The organism is Streptomyces sp. NPDC029169 (assembly GCF_055563935.1).
Genome location: NZ_JBVHXA010000006.1, coordinates 16,262 through 34,975 on the forward strand (window position 1 = coordinate 16,262; position 18,714 = coordinate 34,975).

The following is an 18,714-nucleotide window of genomic DNA, read 5'->3' on the forward strand; positions in this document are numbered from 1 at the left end:
TCCTCCTGGAAGTGGGTTCGGTTAGAAGTGGGTCCGGGGAGGACGGACGGGGATCCGGTCCTCGATGACGATCACCGGCCGGAGCCCGGCCGGCAGGAATTCGGTGAGCTTGGCCTCGAAGTTGGCCCGCCGCAGACCCGGGTGGCCGCCGGCGAAGGCGCCGACCTGGTCCCCGGACTCGGACGCGGTGAGGACCAGCGGTGAGGCGGCCTCACCGATCGAGGCGAACAGCGGCGAACGCGGCCGCAGAGAACCGAAGGAGGGGTGGGCGGCGTCGCCACGGCCGAGGTCCTCGTCGCCGGGCACGCACCGGTACCGCCGCGGCAGCACCGACCCGGGCTCGGTACGGCTGAACCGCAGGCAGCCGCTCTGCCGGCTGTCGACCACGGCGAGCGCGGCAAGAAGCGACTCGTCGGCCTCGAGCTCACCGGCCCGCAACCGTCCCAGGACGGTCACCCGGCGCAGCCGGACCCGGCGCGCGGGGCGGTCGCCCGCCGGATCGGCGGCCTCGTCCTCGCGGGTCCGGCCGGGCACGTCCGGGCCGCCGACGGCCAGACCCGCGCGGTCCCCCGCCCCGGCCCGGTGGAGCACCGAGTCGTCCGCGGACACCAGTGCCACGCCGGGACCGGCCCGTACGCCCGCCAGGACGGAGGAGGCGACGACGAGCTCGCTCTGATGGCCCGGCTCCGGCGCGTCCCACCGCACGGACACGAGATCGGCGTCGGCGGCCGCCGCACCGGAGGGCGGGCCGAGCGTGCAGGCGCTGATCCGAAGGGCAGTCAGGAAACCGTCCTCGACGCGTACCTGCCCACCCATCAGCAGCCCGGACAGCTGAAGTGCGTGATCGACCGAGAGCGCCTCCACGGGGGTGGTGCCGGTGATGCCGCGTACGGTCACGAGGGCGGGTCCGGCACCGGCGGCGGACGTGCCGGGGGCCAGGAGGCACGGCCGAGCCGGTCCGGTCCGGCCACCGGCGCGGATGGTGATGTGCCGTCGGAGCGCCGCCGCCGGTACTCCGGGCGGCCCGAAGTCGAGGGTGATCCGCTCGGGGTAGCTGGCGCTGTCGGCGATCTCGATGACCTCGTCGAGCGGTGCCCGCACCGATGTCCACCGCGCGTCGGCGGCCGCGACGGCTTCCGACAGGGTGCGGTGGATGCGGTGGAGGGGCAGCCGGACGGCCGCGTCCCCCGTGGCGGCCACGATCCGCGTCGGTGCGCCGTCGTCCGTGTCGTCGTCGCCGACGGCGGGCGGCGCGGTGAGGACCGCGCGGGCCCCGACCGGTCCGGCGAACGCCTCGGTGTAGTCGACGGTGAGGTCGCGGGCGCCGGGGGCGACGGCGGTGAGCGGGTCGTCCTCGGCGAGGCAGAACCTGCCGCGCTCCGGGTCGATGCCCAACTCCCCGGAGCGGGCGGGCCCGTGCACCACGCGCCGTCGGCGCAGCGGGACGGTGCCCTCCAGGGGCAGCACCTGTCCCTGGGCGATGCGGGCGAGAGTCGATCCCGGCGGCAGGGTTCCCGCGGGGACGTCCCGGAGGTTGCCGGGGACGGTCCAGGTCGACCCGTCGGCGCCCAGTGCGAACAGCACCCCGGGGCCGGCTCCGGGGGTGCCCGCGGGCGCGGTGCCGGGGTCCGTCACGAGGGTGGCCTCGGGCACGTAGGCGAGCAGCGCCCGGCCCGCCCGGTCGGTCACGACGATCTCGCACGGCGGCGACACGGCGGGCCCCGGGCCCGGTGGGGAGCCGGCCAGCGTGCGGACCCGCAGCGCGACGAGGGTGGTCCGCTCCACCGGAATGCGGTCGGCGGCCGCCTCACGACTCGGCAGGTAGGAGAACGCCGGCCAGACGGTCTGTCCCGGCGGGACCGCGAGACGGGCCCGGATCGCCTCGCTGACGGGGGTGTCCTCGGTCACGAGCGCGCCGGCGAACTGCGGTACGCCCGCCAGTTCGTGGATCTCCAGGACCAGGCCGGGCCCGCCTGCGAACCGCGAGCGATCGGTGACGAGGAGTCCCCGCACGCGGTGGGTGCCGCCGTCGGGGAGGTGGGGCCAGGTCGAGGGGCGGGCCGCGGCGGCCGGTGGCCAGGCCTGGCCCTCCGACGCGCGGGCGAGCCGGCCGCGGACCGGCGGTCCCGCGTTCGAGGTCATCACCTGGTAGGTCGAGCCGTCGGTGGCGACGAGCAGGTCGACCGGACGCCCGGGCCAGACGAACATCTCCGGCAGGTAGGCGATCACCGCACCGGCGAACCGGCCGTCGGCCGTGGGAATCCCGTTGTGCCGGGCGGCCCGGGGCGGCGTGTCGTCGCGCACGGCGATCTCGCAGGCCGGGAAGCGTCCGGCGTCCGCCGTGCCGAGCTCCGCCCGGCCGGGTAGGCCGTCCGGCCGGCCGGTCTCGACGCGCAGCACAAGACGGCCCGCGCTGCCCATCGGCTGGTCGGGCCGGAAAGCCTGGGCGGCGTCCGGCAGGAGGGACGTCGCGATCGTGCCCAGGCGGACGGGGGCGGCCACGGGTCCGGCACCGACGGCGTCGGGGGACCAGAGCGCCGACACCAGGAAGTGCTCGGCCGGCCGTCTGAAGACCGAAGGATCGAGGATGCGCATCCCTTCTCCCGGGTGCAGGCGGGTCGAGGGGTGGGGCGCACCGAAGGCGAAGTCCTCGACGGGCCCGCCGTCCGAGGCGGCGCCGGAAGGGCCGCCCGCCGCGGCTCCTGACGGTGCGCTTGCGGGAGCCAGCGCGAGCGGCACCCCGGCACGCCGTACGACGAGGTCGCGTTCCGGCCCGAAGGCGGCGCCGGGGTCCGCCGCGAACGCCGCCGGTTCCAGCGGGAGTCCGTCCTTCCCGAACAGCGGGAGTTCCTCGTGCAGCGGGTCGAAGGTGTAGGCGCGGGCCCCGGCGGGGACCGGCTGCCCGGGGGCCGCGGCGGCCGGTGTCACGCCGCGCTGCGGGAAGGTCCCGAGCGGGCGCAGGAAGAACACCGCCGTGCCCAGGTCGTGCCGCCCACCCGCCGCGCCTCGCCCGGCAGCACCGGGCCGGCCGGGAGGACGGAGGTCGGGCAGGTGGGCGAACGGGTCGCCCGCGGTGCCGAGCAGGGCCAGCGCCACCGGGTCGCGCAGGCACGGGGTCAGCGGCCGGTCCGCCCGTACGTGGGCGATGTGCTGGGTCCAGGCCAGGGTGCGGAAGCCCTCGACGGCATCGGCGGGCCAGCCGGTGATGCCGCGGGCCAGCCCGGCGAGCATCGCGGGCGTGCCCCTGGCCCGTCGCCAGGCCAGCGTGTTGCGGACGTCCTGGCGGTTGCTCTGCCCGACGGGATTGGGCAGGAGCGTGGTCCCGACGAGCGCGCCGAGGTAGGGAACCACCCAGTCGTCGCAGGTCTCCAGGAAGAAGTCGTCCCACAGGTCGTCGATGTCCTGCCGGACGGCCGCCACCTGGCCGGCGAGTGTCCGCAGCAGACCACGCAGCGGGGCCCGCTCGACGGCCTGGCTGTCGTCGAGGCCGGGCGACCGCAGCCGGGCGATCTCCAGGTCCTGCTGGCGGTAGAACGCCGGAACACGTGCGTAGAGCCGCTCGAGCCACAACTCCGGGGTGTGCCTCACTCCGTGTACCCCCCGGTCCCGGGCGTCACGGTGAGCCGGCCGCGCAGTCCGGCGCCGTCGGTGGGGTCGTCCGCCACGACGACCAGGCCCGTGGCGGGGACGGGCAGGGTGTCGAGCACGGCGGGTCCGCCGCGTGACCCGGCCGGGGCCAGCCGGGTCACGACCGCCCGGGTCACCCCGGGGACCGCCTGCGCGGCGGCGTAGACACGGCTGAGGCGCAGCGCCTCACCGAAGCCGAGGGTGGCGAGGTGGCCGAGGGTGCCGTCCGGATGGGTGCGCTGGGCGAGCGCGGCGCGGACCAGGGCCACGGTCGTCCGACGGCCGTGCCGGTCGTCGATGTCGACGACGAGGGTGACGTCCGCGGCCACGGGGGTGAAGTCGACGATGCGCAACGGCTGGTTGACGTCGCGGCGAGCGTCGAGGAACCGGCGCAGGCGCGCGATCTCGTCGCCCGGCAGCGGCCGTCGGTCCGCCCGGGCCACGGTGAGGTGGATCTCTCCCGTGGTGCCGAGACCTTCACCGCCGGCCGGTACGGCGCTCGCCCGGGCTCGGGCGATGCCGGGGAAGGACGTGGCCAGGTCGGCGTGGTCGGCCACGGACACCGCCCGGTCCAGCGTCCGCAGGGACGCGGGGGCGTTGTGGCGGATGCCGGCGGCCCCCTCGGGGTCGGCGGTGCCTTCCGCGGGCAGCGGGTTGGTCACGGCGCGCAGTCCGGGGACGCCGTCCACGAGGCGGTTGACACCGCCGGCCGGCACGGCGCCGGAGGAGCCGAGCCCACGCCGGTAGGTGGCCGTCACGTTGTCGCGTCCCACGGGCGGCCGGGCCGTGGTGTCGCCGAAGCGGACGACGGCGGCCGGGGCGTCGCCGGGCGGGTACTCGACGGCGAAGACCGTGTCGTCGGGTGCGGCCCCGGCGAGGGAGGAGCGCTCGGTCCAGCGCACCCCGTTGACACTGACCTGCAGGGTGCTGCGCTGGGTTCCCTCGCTGTCGGGACGGTACGTCAGCGGACCACGGCGCAGCCGGAACCCCTGCCAGGCGGTCCCGTCGCCGCTGCCCAGGACCTCCGTGGGAACGGTCTCCCCGTGGCTGGCCGGCACCACGTTCCCCAGCAGCGCGGTGCGGGAGCGGTGGTGAATGCGGGTCAGCGGCAATCTGAGGGTGACGGCGGTCAGGGCCGAGGCGGTGAGCACCGTCACCGCCTCGATGGACACGGCCTCGGAGACGGTGCTCTCCCCCTGCTCGCCGGGCACCGTCGAGGTGACGACGGCCGACTGCCCCGGGGTGAGGCCCGGGTGGCGTCCGGCGAGCAGCAGTCGGTCGCCGCCGAGGGCCTCGGGCAGCGGGCGCGCGTCGTCGAGGGGCAGCCGCTGCGACCGGAGCAGGACGGTGGTGGCACGGCGCAGGAAGGTCGTCCGCGGGACGGCTGTGGCGAGCCGCAGCCGGGTGACCCTGCGCTCCAGGGTGAACCCGAGGTGGGTGACCGTGTCGGCGCCGGTCAGGCGGAACGTGCGGTAGTGCCGCCGTGAGCCGCTGAGGTCGAGCAGGACGGCGAAGGACGGATCGGTGTCGCTGCCGGCGGCCGCTCCGTCGACGACGGTGTCCAGGTGGAGCGCGGAGTCCTCGTCCGGCAGCCAGCGTCCGAGCCCCGTGTCCCAGTCGACGGGGAACCTGCCGCCCCGCTCGGTGAGTTCCCGGGGCAGGCTCGCCCACGCGGGGGCTCCGGCGCCGAACGGCACGGCGCTCGCCCGGAGCGCGTACACGGCCGGGACCCCGCCCGGCGCAGTGGCGTAGACGGTGTCGTCCTCGACCCAGGTCAGTGCGGTACGCCGGGCGCGCCGGTCCTCCCGGACCTCGGCGATCTCGCGCAGCAGGCCCTCTCCGGCCGGGACGCCCTGGTGGAAGCGGTCGAAGACCAGCACATGGTCGCCCGCCCGCAGCCGCAGCCCGGTTCCGGCCAGGTGCACGGTACGGCGCAGACGGCCGGTGGCTTCCGGCAGCGCCTGGTCGACGGGGTCCGGGGGCGGCGACGGCGGCCGCCCGGTGACCGGCTGCGTGCCGGACCGCAGCAGCGCACCGGCGAGCGTGGGGAACACCTGCCCGAGGTCGTCGGCGATCTGGTTGTAGTCGCCGGCCCCCGGCCCCGAGGTGCCTGGTCCGCTCGCCCCGGGCCATCGCGGTGCGGTCAGCGCCTCGACGGTCGCCAGCGCGGTCAGCGGGGCGAACTGGTTGGCCGGGCCGGAGGCGGCCATCGGGATGCGGTTGTGCTCGGCGCGCGCGGCCACCGCCTGGTCGGTCTCGAACACCACGGGCATGAGGTCCGGCGCGGCCCGCCCGCCGACCCGGGTGCCCTGGCGGACGCTGATCGTCTCACCGGCCAGGGCGGGGTCGATCGTGAGGGCGAGCAGCACGCGCCCGGCGGATCCGGGGCCCGGCCGGTAGCCGACGAGCCTGGCCAGGCGCTGCAGCGAGTCGGCTTGCGTGGCGGTGCCGATGAAGGCCTCGTTGGCGACGAGTTCGGTGTAGAGCGAGGCACTGTCCGCCAGGTAGGCCCAGGCCTCCACGAGGGCGGTGGCATGGTCGGGAGAGGCCTCGTTCTCACGCCATCCGGGAAGCCGCAGCGGCAGGTCGTCGAGCATGGCCCGGCGGAACGTCTCGAACGTGCCGAGCCGGTACCGTACCCGGCTGAGGCCGGGCGGGTTCGCAGGCCGACGGGCGAGGCTGCCGCTGCGGCCTTCCGCGCCGTCGTCGCCCCGCTGCTCGCCGCCTGGGGGCGTCCCGTACGGTCCGGCCATCAGCGCCCTCCTCGGGTCACGAGCGTGAGCCGGCCGCGCTCGGGGCGGGCCGGGTCGTCGTCCAGGCGCGCGATCTGGTCACGGCCCACGGTGAGCTGCCCGGCCGCCTTGACCTGTACGGTGTCCGCCTCCGGCGTGGCCGAGTCCAGCGGGGCGAGGACGTCGACGCCGACCGACTCGACACCGGGCACGGCCTGCACCGCGAGATAGAGGCGGCTGAGGAGGACGGGATCGCCGAAGCTCAGGTTCTCGGGGTCGAACAGCCCACGCGAACCACCGTCGTGGCTCCCGGGGCGCAGGGCCGCCGCCACGTCCTGGCGGACCGACCAGGCGAGGAACCCGGGCCGTACGCAGACCGTCAGCGCGAGTTGGAGGGGTAGGTCCCGGGCGGGCAGCAGCTGGAGGTCGTAACCGGTGAGCCGGCGCTGGTCGAGGAAGGCGAGCAGATCGGCGGAGAGCCGGTCGTCGAGTTCGGCACCGGCGGCCAGGTCCAGGATGAGGTCGACACCGGTCCAGCTGCCGGTCCAGCGGAACTCGGCCCGGGCACGCGAGATGACCCCGCCACCGAGCGAGCGGTCGAACTCGGCGACGGCGTCGGCGTAGTCCCGGGCGGTGACGGCGACCAGGCGGACGCCCGCGGCGGCCGGTCCGGTCCGGCGCGCGTCCTCGATGTCCTGCGGCTCGCGGCCGCCCGTGGCGGGGAGCGGGTTGGTGACCGAGACGAGCCAGCCGCCGGGCCCGGCGCCGGTCGCCGGGCCGTCGTCCACGGGCACCGTGAGCGATGCCGCGGGGACGTTGCCATCCGTGCCCCGGCCCACCCGGAAGCGCAGGTCGACGACCGCGCCGTCGTCCGGTCTCCGACCGAACGCGCCGCGGCCGGCGGTCCGCGTGCCGCCCTGGCCGAAGAGCATCGTCGCGCCCCCCTCGTCATCGGGCTCCAGGGTGAACACGCGCTCCCGCGGGCCGCTGTCGAGCAGGGTGGGGACCCAGCGCCACTCGGCGCCGTCGATCGTCGCCCACAGCTGCGGCCGGCCCTCGGCGTCGATGGTGAGCGGCGCGCCGGGTACCGGGACGCGCAGCCTCGGCCCCGGGGAGCCGGTTGTCCCGCGGGCCGCGGCGGAGCGGACCTCCCAGACCGCCACCGCCTGCGGCGCGGTGAGGGCGTCCTCCGCGGTGGCGCCGACGAGGGCCCGCCAGATTCCGGCGGGGGCGTCCGAGTCGATCGTGACCGGTTCGCCGTCAAGACCGCCGGCGATGTCCTGGGGGCGGGTGCGCACCTCCCGCTCGCCCAGGGGCGATTCGATGACGAGGACGACCTCCTGACCGTCCGCGAGTCCCCACACCGTGAGCAGGACCACGCCGCCGGGGGACAGCACCGCGGGGTGCGCGATCGCGAACGCGGTGGTGTCCGGCGCCCCGTCCGCGCCCCGGTCCACATCGTGCTCGCCCGGCGCCGGCAGCACGATACGGGCGCGATGGGTGCGCCCGTGCGTCGCGGGCACCAGGTTGCCCTGGACGACCGTCCCGGCGACAGGATGGTCGACGCGGGTGGCGGTGGAGCGGGTCCACGTGACCCGGGTGAGCGGTGGGGTGCCGTGCTCGCCGTACGGGGTGGCGGGGAGCCGCTCGGGGCCGCGGTCGAGCCGCACCAATTCCGCCCGCCCCGTGGCGGTGTCGCGCAGGGCGAGGGCGTCGCCCGCGGCGAGGGTGGTGAGGTCGCCGACGAGGTACGCCGACGTGGCACCGGCGGGGAGGTAGCCGTCGGGACTGTCCCAGTCATAGATGACCAGCTCGTTGTGCTCGGGCAGCAACAAGGCGTCCGCAACGGTCTCGAACACCACCGCGTCCTCGCCGTCGGAGGAGAGGCGGGCGGGCGCCGCGCCCCGCTCGTCGGTGGCCTGCTGCCGCACCGCGAAGCCCGCGGCGAGCAGATGCGGCCGGGTGACCCGGAACTGCAGGAGGGTTGCGGCCGACGCGCCCTCGTCGAGGCGGTGCCCGATGAGCGCGAGATGTCCGGCCACGGATCTGCGCCGGGTCGCGGTGTCGAGGAACGCCTCGTTGGCCACGCGGTCGAGTACGTAGCTGAAGCCGTCGGCGGTGGCGGCGAGCAACTCCACGAGCATGACGCCGACATCGGCCTCGCTGGACTCCGTCCAGCCGGGCATCCGGGTCGGGAGGAATCCCTGGAGGGCCCGGCGGAACCCGGCGAAGTCCCGTGCGAGGTAGTCGACCCGTACCGTGGACGGCGGTTCGGGGGCGGCCGGTCCGGGGGCCGGGCGGCAGTCCGTGTCCGTGGCACAGTCCAGCCGGAAGCGTACGGCCGCGGTGGAGTGGAACGGGTCGGCGTTCTCGCCGGAGAGGGCCAGCGTGTACGTACTGCGGTCGCCCTCGCCGTCGAGCCGCAGGGTCACCCGGTCGGTGTGCCCGGGTACGGGTTCCACATCGGCGATGCGCGGATGCAGCCGGGCTCTGCCGGTCAGGGAGTACCCGGTGCGGTCGAGCAGCCAGGGGGCCAGGCCGGTCGCGTCCGCGGGCTCCAGGACGACGGCGAGGCGCGGCGGGGCGCCGGTGGCGGGGTCGGCGTCCACGACATCCACCCGCGCGATGCCGACCATCCCGGCGCGCAGGAGCGGGCGCGTACCGCCCAGGGGCGGGGCGGGGACCCGGATGCCGGAACGGCCGGCGGGCGGCGTGCTCATGGTCCGCCCTCCAGGGACACGATCCCGCCGGTGGCACCGGTGGTCACGCCGAGGGACTGCCGGGTGCCGGTCTGTTTCACGACGTAGACGATCGTGACGTGCAGGACCTCCTCGGCGCCCGTCTCGGCCCGGACGTCGACCTGTTCGACCCTCAGCCGGTCGCCGAGCCAGCGGTTCAGGTTCTGTGTGATGAGGAACTGCGTGGTGGTGCGCAGGATCTCGTTGCTGCCGGAGAAGACCAGGCGCCGGATGCCGCAGCCGAAGTCGGGCCGGTTGACCCGCTCGCCGGGCTCGGTGAACAGGACCTGGAGGACCAGGTCGCGCAGATGGTCCTCGGGGCCGCAGGTGCGCAGGCCGCCGGTGAGGCCCACGTCGAACGGGAGGGCGAGGTAGCGCTCGGGTGTGTCGGCCATCTACAGCTCCACCTCGTGCCGGGACTTGGCGGCGTCGAGGCTGAGCACGAGGGGAGCGACCGGCGGCGAGGTCGGCGCGGTGGGACCCGTCGCGGTGTGGGTGTGCGTGGCGAGGACCTTGACCAGCGCCTGGAGCGCAGTATCGAGGGCCCGGTGGCCGACCAGGTGGTCGGTGCCCTTCTCGCCGATGGTGACCGTCGGGGCGCCGATGGTGATACCGCCGGAGTCCATGGTGACCGTGTTGCCGCCGGCGTCCTCGATGACGACGCCGGCGGAGTCCATGGTGACGGTGTTGCCGTGGGCGTCGGTGACGGTGAGCGTCTCCTCCTCGTCGTCGAGGAGGATGACATGTCCCTTGGCCGTGCGCAGGACCTTCTGCGCGGGGCCCGCGGACAGGGGCACCTCGTCGGTGCCCCACCAGGCGCCGGTCCATACCGGGTGGGCGAGGTCGCCGCCTTCGAACTCCACCCAGACGCCCGCGCCGACGCCGGGGACGGTGAAGAACCCTTCGCCGGGCAGCCCGCCGTACGGCAGGCAGGGCAGGGCCCAGCCGAGTTCCACGTCGCCCGTGAGGTGCGGAACGCGCACCCGGACGCGGCCCATGGAGCGGGGGTCCTCGACATCGGTGACGATGCCCCGGTACTTGCCGAAGTACCGTCCCTCGACCCGCTCGACAAGGCGGGCGACGATCTGCTCGAGCGGTTCCACGGCGCGCCTCACAGCCCCGGCAGCGACAGCCCGGGGGCCCCGCCGCCGAATGTTTCGGAGCCGTCGAGCCCGACCGCGTTGCGACGTGCCTCGAATCGCTGCCGGTACTCGCCGTCGGGACGCATCCGGTGGACGACGCGGGTCACGTAGTACGCACCGCTGTGCAGGGTCCCGGCTCCCTTGACGAGGACGGTCCGTCCCGCGCGCAGCACATGTCCGTACGCGTCGCTGTTGATCTCGCCGGATGCTTCGACGAACCAGGCCGCCTCGTCGCGGGCCGCCTGCGCCTGTTGCTGCAACTCGGAGGGATCGGCGGTGGGCGTTGCGGTCAGCAGCAGCGATCCGGGTGCGCGCAGCGGCCGGGCGGCCCGCGCCAGGGCACTGCCGGTCAGGGCCGCCAGGCTGGTCCGGCCGGTGAGGCGGTGGCCGGGTTCGCCGACCTCGGCGGCGGCCTCCTGCCTGCTCTCGGACGCCAGTTGAGCGGCGCGTACCGAGAGCGGACGGCGCCCGTCGAGGGTGGCCTCGAAGGAACGAAGATTGCTTGTCTCGCCGAACCGGATCGCGAGGTCCGGCTGCGGCGATCCGTCGAGGCCGGGCGGTCCGAACCGGCAGCGGACCTCGTCCCCTTCGGGAAAGAAGCGGACCTCGAAGCCGTTGCGGCGGGCGAGGGTGCGCAGGAAGGAGGCGTCGGTGCCACGCTGTACGACGAGCGTGTCGTCGGCCTGGCGGAGGGGCGCGACGGGGGTGACATCGGCCGCGAACCCGGCTGCCGCGAGGATCTGTTCCGCGATGTCGGAGTCGGACAGGTCCGGCCAGGCGACGACCTTCTCCTCCTGCCCCAGGACTGCCCAGGGGTCCTGGCCGAAGACGTCGAGGTGCGCCTCGTGTCCGCTCAGACGCAGGGCTGCCCCGATCGCGTAGCCCTCGACGAGCGCCTCGGGACCGCTGCCGCCGGGGGAGAGCAGTCCGCCCGCGGCCGTCGCGGTGCCCCCGAGGCCACTGCCGCCGCCGGAGAACCCGAGCGACACGCCGAGGCGGGCGAACGGGGTGAAGCGTTCGTCGGACAGGTGGTTCCACTCGCCGTCGGGACCGGTGGACAGCCGCAGCCGGATGGTGAGGGAGGTGCCGTCGACGCTCTCGTCCACCTCGACGTACTCGACGTCGGGGTACAGGTCGGCGGCCGGTGAGCCGCCGCATCGCAGTTCGAACACCTTGTCGGGAATGCGGATCACCCGGCCCGGTCGGGTGGGATGACGATCCGGGTGCCGGGCACCAGAAGCTCTTCGGGGTCGATGGCGGGGTTGGCGTCGGCGATGACCCAGAACCGGTCGGCACGGCCGTAGTACGTGGCGGCGAGCAGGTCGAGGCGGTCACCTGAGACGACGGTGTGGCGGTACCAGCCCGCGGCGGGCGGCAGGAACCTGATGGGAAGTACGGCGTGCACCTGACCGTCGGCGGTGTCGACGAGGAGGCTGCGCCGGGCGACCTCGGCGTACCGGCTGCCCGGATCGGTCACTGGACGGCCCCCAGCAGATCGCCGGCGACGTTGGCCAGATTGAGCGCGGCCATCACCTCGCGGACGGTCTGGGTGTACTGGTACGCGCCGATCTCGAGCTGCGCGCCGGCGGGGAGCCGGACCGGGGTGAGCACGCGCAGGGACACGTTCACCTCGACACGGATGGGGTTGAGCATCTGGTCGTACTCGCGCTCCATGACGTACAGGTTGGTGACGGTGACCGGCAGGAGACGGTACGGGCCCCAGAAGAACAGCACGGTGGGCAGCTGCGCCGGCGGACTGCGGTGTGGCTGGGGTCCGCCGCCGAACAGCGAACTGGCCAGCGAGGACTTCGGGTACATGAGCAGTTCGAGCGCCGACAGGGCGGGCAGCACACCGCTCACAGCCGCTACGGGGTTGCCCGCGGCGAGCTGATCGGTGGCGTCGAGGCGCAGGGTGAACGAGATGCTCTCGTCCGGCTCGCCCGGTTGGTCGGCGGGGGTCGGCCCCGAGCCGTCGGGGGCTTCGAGTGGGGCGGCCAGTCCCGGCGCGCGGCTCACGGACTCCGGATTGAACTGGAAGAGCACGATGTTCGGCAGACCGCCGAGCAGCCCTCCGTCGAACTTGACGAAGGCCCCCTTCAGTGCTGGCACCGTATGCAGCCCCCGTCCCGATGCGACGCGGTCGGCTCCCCCGGCTCACCGGAGCCCGGTTTGATGACTGCGCGTCAGTCTGGCCCAGCCGTAAGGGCCGCCGCAAGGGCCGGGTGCAAGTCCACCCGAACGGCAGACAGCGACCCGCGCGCATGGGCCTCCCACGATGTCCGGGAGACCACTCAGGGGCCTGGCCGGCTCTCGCGGATCAGGCCCCTTACTGGTGTTGCGGCCGATTACGGCGTGGCCACCAGGGAGTAGTTGGTGGTGTAGGCGTCGAGCTGTGAACTGCGGGCGCTGTACAAGATCTTCGTCGCCGTCGAGGCGGCGTCGAGGACGATCTTCACGTCCAGGTTGGCGGTGATGTTGTTGGTGGCCAGGTAGTTGCTGTCGCCGCCCTTGACGAGGACGATCGTCGGGCTGGCTCCGGGCGGGGTGATGTTCGCGGCGGGGACCTGGAAGGAGAACTGGTTGGCGGTGACGGCGTTGTTGCTGCCGTTGATGTGGACCAGGCCGAAGTGGTCGTCGAAGCGGGTGCTGGTTCCGTCGCCGTACACGCGGCGGAAGTGGTTGCCGGAGATGAGGTTGCCGGAGCTCGTGGCGAGCAGCGCGATCATGCTGGGGAAGTTGCTGAGCAGCTTGTTCGCCGAGATGGACGCCCGATGGCAGTTGGTCAGGGTGATATTGGCCGCCCACAGAAGGCTGTTGCCCGAGATGTGCAGGCCCTCGGCGTTCTCGGCGTAGATCGAGTAGCCGGCCCAGGCGCTGATCAGGAAGTTGTTCGTGATTCTCGCGACCTGCGACGCGCCGGTGAGCTCGATGCAGCTGCCGCACTCGGCGATGAAGTTGTTCGTGAACGTCGGGGCGTCGGCCCCCTTCACTATCAGGGCGTGTTCGAGGTAGACGAAGCCCATGCCCTCGAAGCGCAGGGCGTCGTTGTCCGACTGCACGGAGATCCCGATCTTGGAGTTCCCCGGCGAGTACGGCTTCGACGAAGACACTCCGTCGAGGCAGAAGTCCTGGAAGACGATGCTGTTCAGGCGGCCGACGGTGGCGGGGGCGCCGGAGCGCTGGACGAGGAACGCCTCCTTGTTCCCGTCGGTGTTCTGCACCCGGATGTGGCTGCCGCCGGGCTGGACCTCGGTCCAGGAACCCGTCGAGGACTCGTCCCGGATCGCGTTGGACAGGAACCCGTGCCCGGATCCCTTGATCTGGAGGAAGCTGACGTCGATGACGACCCGGGTGAGGAGGTCGTAGTGACCCGGCGGGATGTAGATGACCGCGCCGGGGCGGGTGTTCTGGGTGGTCTGCCTGCTCTTGACGTCCGCGATGATCTCGTTGATCACCCTGCCGATGTCGGTGTACGGGGAGACGGTCGCGCCGGGCCAGGTGGTGACGTCGTAGACGGTGTCGGCCATGTGCACTCCTTAGGGGGGAGGTGCGGGATCAGAGCAGGCCCACGATGGAGTCGTAGGCGGGATGGGGCACCGCCCCGACCCGTGGAAGGGCCGAGGGGGCGCCGTGCGTCGGGCGCGCGTGCCCCGTGGACACGGAGGTCAGAGTGGTCAGCGTCGTCAGCGCGGCGAGTGCGGTCGCCCGCAGCACCGTGCGTCGGGGCAGGGGGATGTGCTTCTCGTTGTCCATGGATGAGGCTCCTGGGGGATGGAGGGCTCGGTTCAGCGGACGGCGCCGGCCGTCATGCCGGCGATGACCTGCCTCTGGAACACGGCGTAGATGGCCAGTTGGGGCAGGAGTACGAGGGTGGCGGACGCCATCATCGCGCCGTAGTCGACGCTGTAGATGCCCTGGAACTGGGACACCCCGAGCGAGGCGGTGGTCAGCGTCGGGTCGTTGATGAGCGTGACCGCGAAGGGGAACTCGTTCCACACGTAGATGACGTTGAGGATGGCCAGGGTGGCGATGACCGGGCGCATCAGCGGGAAGACGACGCGCCACGCCATGCGCCACACACCGACCCCGTCCATGACGGCCGCCTGCTCGATCTCTTCCGGGAAGTCCCGGAGGAATCCGGTCAGGAGCAGGATGTTGAAGGGGATCGTGACCGCGATGTACGGCAGGATCAGCGCCAGATGGGTGCCGAAGAGACCCAGCGCGATGTCGATCCGGTACACGGGGAAGAGCAGGATGTACACCGGCACCGCGAGCCCGGCCAGGAAGTAGTACCGGACGGTGTTCTGTGTCCGGCGGCCGCCCCTTCGGAACACCATGCGGGTGAGCGCGAACGCGGCCAGGTACGAGACGACGAGCCCCAGCGTGACCGAGACGACGGCCAGGATCAGGGTGTTCTTGTACATCACCAGCAGGTTGAGCGTCTCCAGTGCCTGCCGGTAGTTGGCCAGGGTGAGATCGGCGAGCGTGAAGGGGTTCTCCAGGATGTTCTCGTTGCTCTGGAAGGACAGCAGCACGATCCACAGCAGCGGGAAGAGGATCACGAAGGTGATCAGGTAGGCGATCGCGGACACGAGGAGACGGATGCGGCCCTTCCGCCGAGGCGGCGGAGCGGAGCCGTGACGAGCGGGCCGCCGGTCGGCGGGTCGGGGCGCGCGCCGGCCGCGGGCTGCCGTGCCGCGCCGACGGGTGTCCGTGCTCATCACTGCGCCTCCTTGCGGCGGTTGCCGAGGAACGTGACCGCCGAGGCGACGGCGCCGACGACGAAGACGACGACGGCCAGGGCCATGCCGTATCCGTACTGCTGGGTGGTGAAGGTGATGTGGTACATGTAGCTGACCATGACCTCGGAGAGGTGGACGGGGCCGCCGCCGGTGAGCGCGTACACCAGCTCGAAGACCTTGAACACGCCGGTGACGACCAGGGCGGTGACGATGCCGAACGTCTCCCGGAGCATGGGGATCTGGATGTGGCGCAGCTGCTGGAGGCGCGTGGCGCCGTCGAGGCTGCTGGCCTCCATGACGTCGCGGGGCAGCATGCGGATCCCGGCGTAGAAGATGGTGACGGCGAAGCCGATCTGCTGCCAGAGGTAGACGAACGCGATCGAGTACGGACTGAGGGTGTCGCCGCCGATCCACTGCGGGTGCGCGGGGACGCCGATGGCCAGCAGGAATGCGTTGACCAGGCCGATCTCCGGATCCAGGATGAAGATCCAGATCAGTCCGACGAGGATCGGCGCGACGATGGCCGGGGCGAAGACCAGGGCGCGCAGGACTCCGCTGCCCCGGACGTTCCCACTGAGCAGGACCGCGAGCAGGAAGCCCAGCGGGACGAGCAGGAACACGGCGACGCCCAGGATGATCGCGGTGTTGCGCAGGGAGGTCCAGAAAGCCGCGTCCTGCGCCATGTGACCGTAGTTGTCGAGGCCGGTGAAGCCGGTGGCCGAGACGCCGTCGAAGTCGGTGAAGCTGTACGTGAGCGAGTACAGGATCGGGAAGACCATGTACAGGCTGTAGAGGAGGAACGCCGGTGCGACCATGAGGGCGAAGTGCCGGCGTGTGGTGAGCCAGTTCATGCCATTCCTGTGGTTCGGGCCCCGGCCTGTGTGCCGCCGGGGCCTGGTGACGAGCGGGCCGGCGTCCTACTCGAAGGTCTTCTGGACCCGCTTGACGGCCTCTTCCGGGGTGAGGCTGCCGCCCATCACGCCGTAGAAGCTGTCGTACATGGCGCTGGCGGTGGCCGCCTCGACGACGAGGTCGGGCTGGGCCTGGGGACTCTTCCAGCCGGGCTTGGAGACTTCGGCGAGGACCGTGGCGAAGACGGGGTTCTTCGCGGCGTCGACGTTCGGCCGGTACGTCGTCACCGGCGGCTGCGCGTTCTTGACGAGGATCTGCTGGCCCTCGTCGCTGTAGTAGAACGCGAGGAACGCCTTGACCGCGGCGTACTTCTTCTGGTCCTTCTTCACCGCGGCGCTGACCACGAAGGGGGCCGAGGGGGCGTTCATCGCGAGCTTCTGCTCGCCCACGCCGTCGGCGAACGTGGGTCCCGCCCAGAACCCGACGCTGTCGCCGACCTTGCTGTTCTGGATCTTCGCCGCCTCCCACACGCCGGCGTCGAGGAATGCGGCCCTGCCGCTGGTGAAGGAGGCGACGGCCTGCGGGTAGGTCTGCGTGGCCATGTTGGCGGGGAAGGCTCCGGCGTCGGCGAGCTCCCTGACGTACTGGTACAGGCGCAGGAAGTCGGCGTTGTCGTAGCGGGCCTTGCCGTTGAGGATGTCGGGGATCTTCTCCTCGTAGCCGAAGCGGTCGAGCATGGTGAGGAAGGCCCAGACGCTGTACGCGGAGGTGTTCGCGCCCTGGGCGATCGGCACCACGCCCTCGGCCTTGAGCTTCTTGACCGCCGCGAGGAACTCCTGGGACGTGGCCGGCACCTGGATGCCGTGCTCGCGCAGGAGGTCCTTGTTGTAGTAGAAGCCGGTCACGAGGGCCTGGTACGGGACTCCGTACTGGATGCCGTCGTGGTGGAAGCCGGCGAGCATGCTCGGGGCGAACTTCGGGTGGAGTCCGGTCTCGCCGAGGATCGGCGTCAGGTCGAGGAGGTCGCCGTCCTTGACCATGGTCCTGGCGAGCGAGTCGTACACCCAGAACATCTCCGGGAGGGTGTCGCTCTGCGCCGCGATGGTCATCTGCTGTTCGTGCTGCTCGACCGGCTGCCCGACCAGGTTGATCTTCATGTCGGGGTGCTTGCGGTTGAACGACTGGACTATGTCGTAGGTCGCCGGATCCTGCGCCTTGACGTCCGGGTTCTGCATGGACAGCGTGATCACGCCGCCCGAGGAGGGACTGCCGCCGGTGGCCGCGCCACAGGCGGTCGTCGCGGAGGCGAGGAGTACGAGAGCCGTGGCGCCGAGCGCGATTCTGCGGCGGATGCCCGGCCGGGGTGCGGTGCCGGGCAGTGAAGACGTCGCCATGATGCTGCCTTCCAGAAAGCGAGGGAGGGAGGGGAGGGAGCTCGCCGGTGCAGGCAGGGTGATCCCTGCGGCGGGGTCACGGGGCCGGGGGATCGACCCCTTGGCCATGCCGCGCAAACGTTTCGATGAAAAGTACTCGGCCGCGCCACGCTGTCAAGCCGGGGTGTCGAGAATGTTTCCGGACGGACGGGCTTCCGTCGCGTCCGCAGAGGCGTGATGACGGCCAAACAGGCTGATGGGAGGGGAGGTTGTCGGTGTCGCCCCGTCGACATACTCGTTTCCTGGCCGTTGACGACAGGTGGCCGACCATGTCAAGGTCGAAGCAATCGATTCGACAACTCTGGAGGCGGCGAACTACCAGTGGCGACCATCTCCGATGTCGCACGGATGGCCGGCGTGTCCACGTCCACCGTGTCTCATGTCATCAACGGGACGCGGCCCGTACGCGACGACACCCGGGCACGCGTCGAGGAGGCCGTGAAGGCCACCGGCTATCGCAGGGACAGCCTGGCCCGGGCCCTGCGCCGTTCACGTACGGACTCTGTCGGCCTGATCGTCTCGGACGTGGCCCAGCCGGCCTTCGCCGAGATGGTCCGGGGCGTCGAGCACGAGGCGACCCGCGCGGGGCTCACCCTGCTGCTCGCGAACTCCGGGGAGGACCCCGACCTGGAGCTGCGCGCGCTGGAGGCCCTCACCGAACGCCGGGTGGACGGCGTGGTCGTCGCACCCGTCGCCGGGTCCCGGCACGAGGAGCTCATCGCCGTACAGCAGCACGGCACCCCGGTGGTCCTGATGGACCGCCTCGGCGCCATTCCGGCCGATCAGGTGGGTGTGGAGAACACCGCGCCGATGAGGGACCTCGTCCTGCACCTGGTCGGGCACGGACACCGGCGTATCGCACTCGCCGGAGGCGACGAAAGGGTCCTCACCATCGCTGAACGGCGCCGCGGCTACGTGGAGGCACTCGGCGACGCGGACATCGAGACGGATCCCGAACTGATCCTCACCGGCACCGGCCTGGCCGACGAGACCCGCGAGCAGGTACGCGGCCTCCTGAGGCTCCCGCTCCCGCGGCGGCCCACCGCCGTGGTGGCCGTCAGCACCGAGACCGCCGTGGGGGTGTTGCAGGCCGCCGGCGAACTGGGGCTGCGTACACCCGCCGACTTCGCCTTCGCCACCTTCGACGGATTCCCGTACGCGGACCTCTTCCGCCCCGGAATCACCACCGTCACCCAGCCCGCCCGCGAGATCGGCAGCACCGCGATGCAGCTGCTGCTCAGCCGGATCGAGGGCAACCTCACTTCTCGCCGGCGCTCCGTCCGGCTGGATCCCGAGATCACCTACCGAGAGTCGTGCGGCTGCCCGGCCTGACCCGGCACGCACCACCGCCCCACCCCCGGCAGGGAGACAGAAAGGGGCGGCGAGGGACTGCCATCCCTCGCCGCCCGAGTTCAGCGACCCATATCACTGATATCACTGAAGGAAAC

The 18,714-nt window shown here is 72.5% G+C and carries 14 protein-coding genes; 1 reads left to right on the forward strand and 13 read right to left on the reverse strand.

Annotation, left to right across the window (positions count from 1 at the left end; genetic code table 11):
* Window positions 1-21 precede the first annotated feature (21 nt).
* The 13 genes from ACZ4VI_RS13405 to ACZ4VI_RS13465 form a co-directional block, all read right to left on the reverse strand.
* Complete coding sequence (locus ACZ4VI_RS13405) at window positions 22-3,588, reverse strand: hypothetical protein (RefSeq protein WP_467999330.1); 3,567 nt, start codon at window positions 3,586-3,588, stop codon at window positions 22-24.
* Entirely contained in the window at window positions 3,585-6,380 is a 2,796-nt protein-coding gene (locus tag ACZ4VI_RS13410; RefSeq protein WP_467999331.1) for a baseplate J/gp47 family protein, read from the reverse strand. Before ACZ4VI_RS13410 ends, ACZ4VI_RS13405 begins: the two co-directional genes overlap by 4 nt.
* A complete protein-coding gene (locus ACZ4VI_RS13415) occupies window positions 6,380-9,079 on the reverse strand; it encodes a baseplate J/gp47 family protein (protein WP_467999332.1) in 2,700 nt (899 codons plus the stop codon). Before ACZ4VI_RS13415 ends, ACZ4VI_RS13410 begins: the two co-directional genes overlap by 1 nt.
* Window positions 9,076-9,492, reverse strand: a complete 417-nt coding sequence (locus ACZ4VI_RS13420; protein WP_467999333.1) for a GPW/gp25 family protein — start codon at window positions 9,490-9,492, stop codon at window positions 9,076-9,078. Before ACZ4VI_RS13420 ends, ACZ4VI_RS13415 begins: the two co-directional genes overlap by 4 nt.
* Window positions 9,493-10,200 (reverse strand): phage baseplate assembly protein V, encoded by a 708-nt coding sequence (locus ACZ4VI_RS13425; protein ID WP_467999334.1) that lies wholly within the window; start codon window positions 10,198-10,200, stop codon window positions 9,493-9,495.
* Between the two features lie 8 nt (window positions 10,201-10,208).
* The gene (locus ACZ4VI_RS13430; RefSeq protein WP_467999335.1) at window positions 10,209-11,411 is read right to left on the reverse strand and encodes a phage late control D family protein; all 1,203 of its coding nucleotides are present in this window, start codon (window positions 11,409-11,411) and stop codon (window positions 10,209-10,211) included.
* A 17-nt stretch (window positions 11,412-11,428) separates the two neighbouring features.
* Entirely contained in the window at window positions 11,429-11,716 is a 288-nt protein-coding gene (locus tag ACZ4VI_RS13435) for a LysM peptidoglycan-binding domain-containing protein (RefSeq protein ID WP_467999336.1), read from the reverse strand.
* Window positions 11,713-12,348: a hypothetical protein gene (locus ACZ4VI_RS13440; RefSeq protein ID WP_467999337.1), complete on the reverse strand. Its 636-nt coding sequence runs from the start codon at window positions 12,346-12,348 to the stop codon at window positions 11,713-11,715. Before ACZ4VI_RS13440 ends, ACZ4VI_RS13435 begins: the two co-directional genes overlap by 4 nt.
* 236 nt (window positions 12,349-12,584) lie before the next feature.
* Window positions 12,585-13,766 (reverse strand): NosD domain-containing protein, encoded by a 1,182-nt coding sequence (locus ACZ4VI_RS13445; RefSeq protein WP_467999338.1) that lies wholly within the window; start codon window positions 13,764-13,766, stop codon window positions 12,585-12,587.
* 28 nt (window positions 13,767-13,794) lie between these two features.
* Window positions 13,795-13,992: a hypothetical protein gene (locus tag ACZ4VI_RS13450; protein ID WP_467999339.1), complete on the reverse strand. Its 198-nt coding sequence runs from the start codon at window positions 13,990-13,992 to the stop codon at window positions 13,795-13,797.
* A 32-nt stretch (window positions 13,993-14,024) separates the two neighbouring features.
* Window positions 14,025-14,960, reverse strand: a complete 936-nt coding sequence (locus ACZ4VI_RS13455) for a carbohydrate ABC transporter permease (RefSeq protein WP_467999340.1) — start codon at window positions 14,958-14,960, stop codon at window positions 14,025-14,027.
* Window positions 14,960-15,832, reverse strand: coding sequence for a carbohydrate ABC transporter permease (locus ACZ4VI_RS13460; RefSeq protein WP_467999341.1), 873 nt, complete (start codon window positions 15,830-15,832; stop codon window positions 14,960-14,962). Before ACZ4VI_RS13460 ends, ACZ4VI_RS13455 begins: the two co-directional genes overlap by 1 nt.
* Window positions 15,833-15,898: 66 nt before the next feature.
* On the reverse strand, window positions 15,899-17,227 hold the full coding sequence (locus ACZ4VI_RS13465; RefSeq protein ID WP_467999342.1) for an ABC transporter substrate-binding protein: 1,329 nt from the start codon (window positions 17,225-17,227) through the stop codon (window positions 15,899-15,901).
* A 360-nt stretch (window positions 17,228-17,587) separates the two neighbouring features.
* Here ACZ4VI_RS13465 and ACZ4VI_RS13470 point away from each other — a divergent pair, with 360 nt between their 5' ends.
* Window positions 17,588-18,598 (forward strand): LacI family DNA-binding transcriptional regulator, encoded by a 1,011-nt coding sequence (locus ACZ4VI_RS13470; RefSeq protein ID WP_467999343.1) that lies wholly within the window; start codon window positions 17,588-17,590, stop codon window positions 18,596-18,598.
* The last annotated feature ends 116 nt before the right edge of the window (window positions 18,599-18,714 follow it).

Excerpts from the sequence above, each read along its gene's own strand:
- ACZ4VI_RS13410 (WP_467999331.1), bottom strand. The coding sequence starts at position 6,380 with ATGGCCGGACCGTACGGGACGCCCCCAGGCGGCGAGCAGCGGGGCGAC.
- ACZ4VI_RS13415 (WP_467999332.1), bottom strand. The coding sequence starts at position 9,079 with ATGAGCACGCCGCCCGCCGGCCGTTCCGGCATCCGGGTCCCCGCCCCG.
- ACZ4VI_RS13420 (WP_467999333.1), bottom strand. The coding sequence starts at position 9,492 with ATGGCCGACACACCCGAGCGCTACCTCGCCCTCCCGTTCGACGTGGGC.
- ACZ4VI_RS13445 (WP_467999338.1), bottom strand. The coding sequence starts at position 13,766 with ATGGCCGACACCGTCTACGACGTCACCACCTGGCCCGGCGCGACCGTC.
- ACZ4VI_RS13450 (WP_467999339.1), bottom strand. The coding sequence starts at position 13,992 with ATGGACAACGAGAAGCACATCCCCCTGCCCCGACGCACGGTGCTGCGG.
- ACZ4VI_RS13455 (WP_467999340.1), bottom strand. The coding sequence starts at position 14,960 with ATGAGCACGGACACCCGTCGGCGCGGCACGGCAGCCCGCGGCCGGCGC.
- ACZ4VI_RS13460 (WP_467999341.1), bottom strand. The coding sequence starts at position 15,832 with ATGAACTGGCTCACCACACGCCGGCACTTCGCCCTCATGGTCGCACCG.
- ACZ4VI_RS13465 (WP_467999342.1), bottom strand. The coding sequence starts at position 17,227 with ATGGCGACGTCTTCACTGCCCGGCACCGCACCCCGGCCGGGCATCCGC.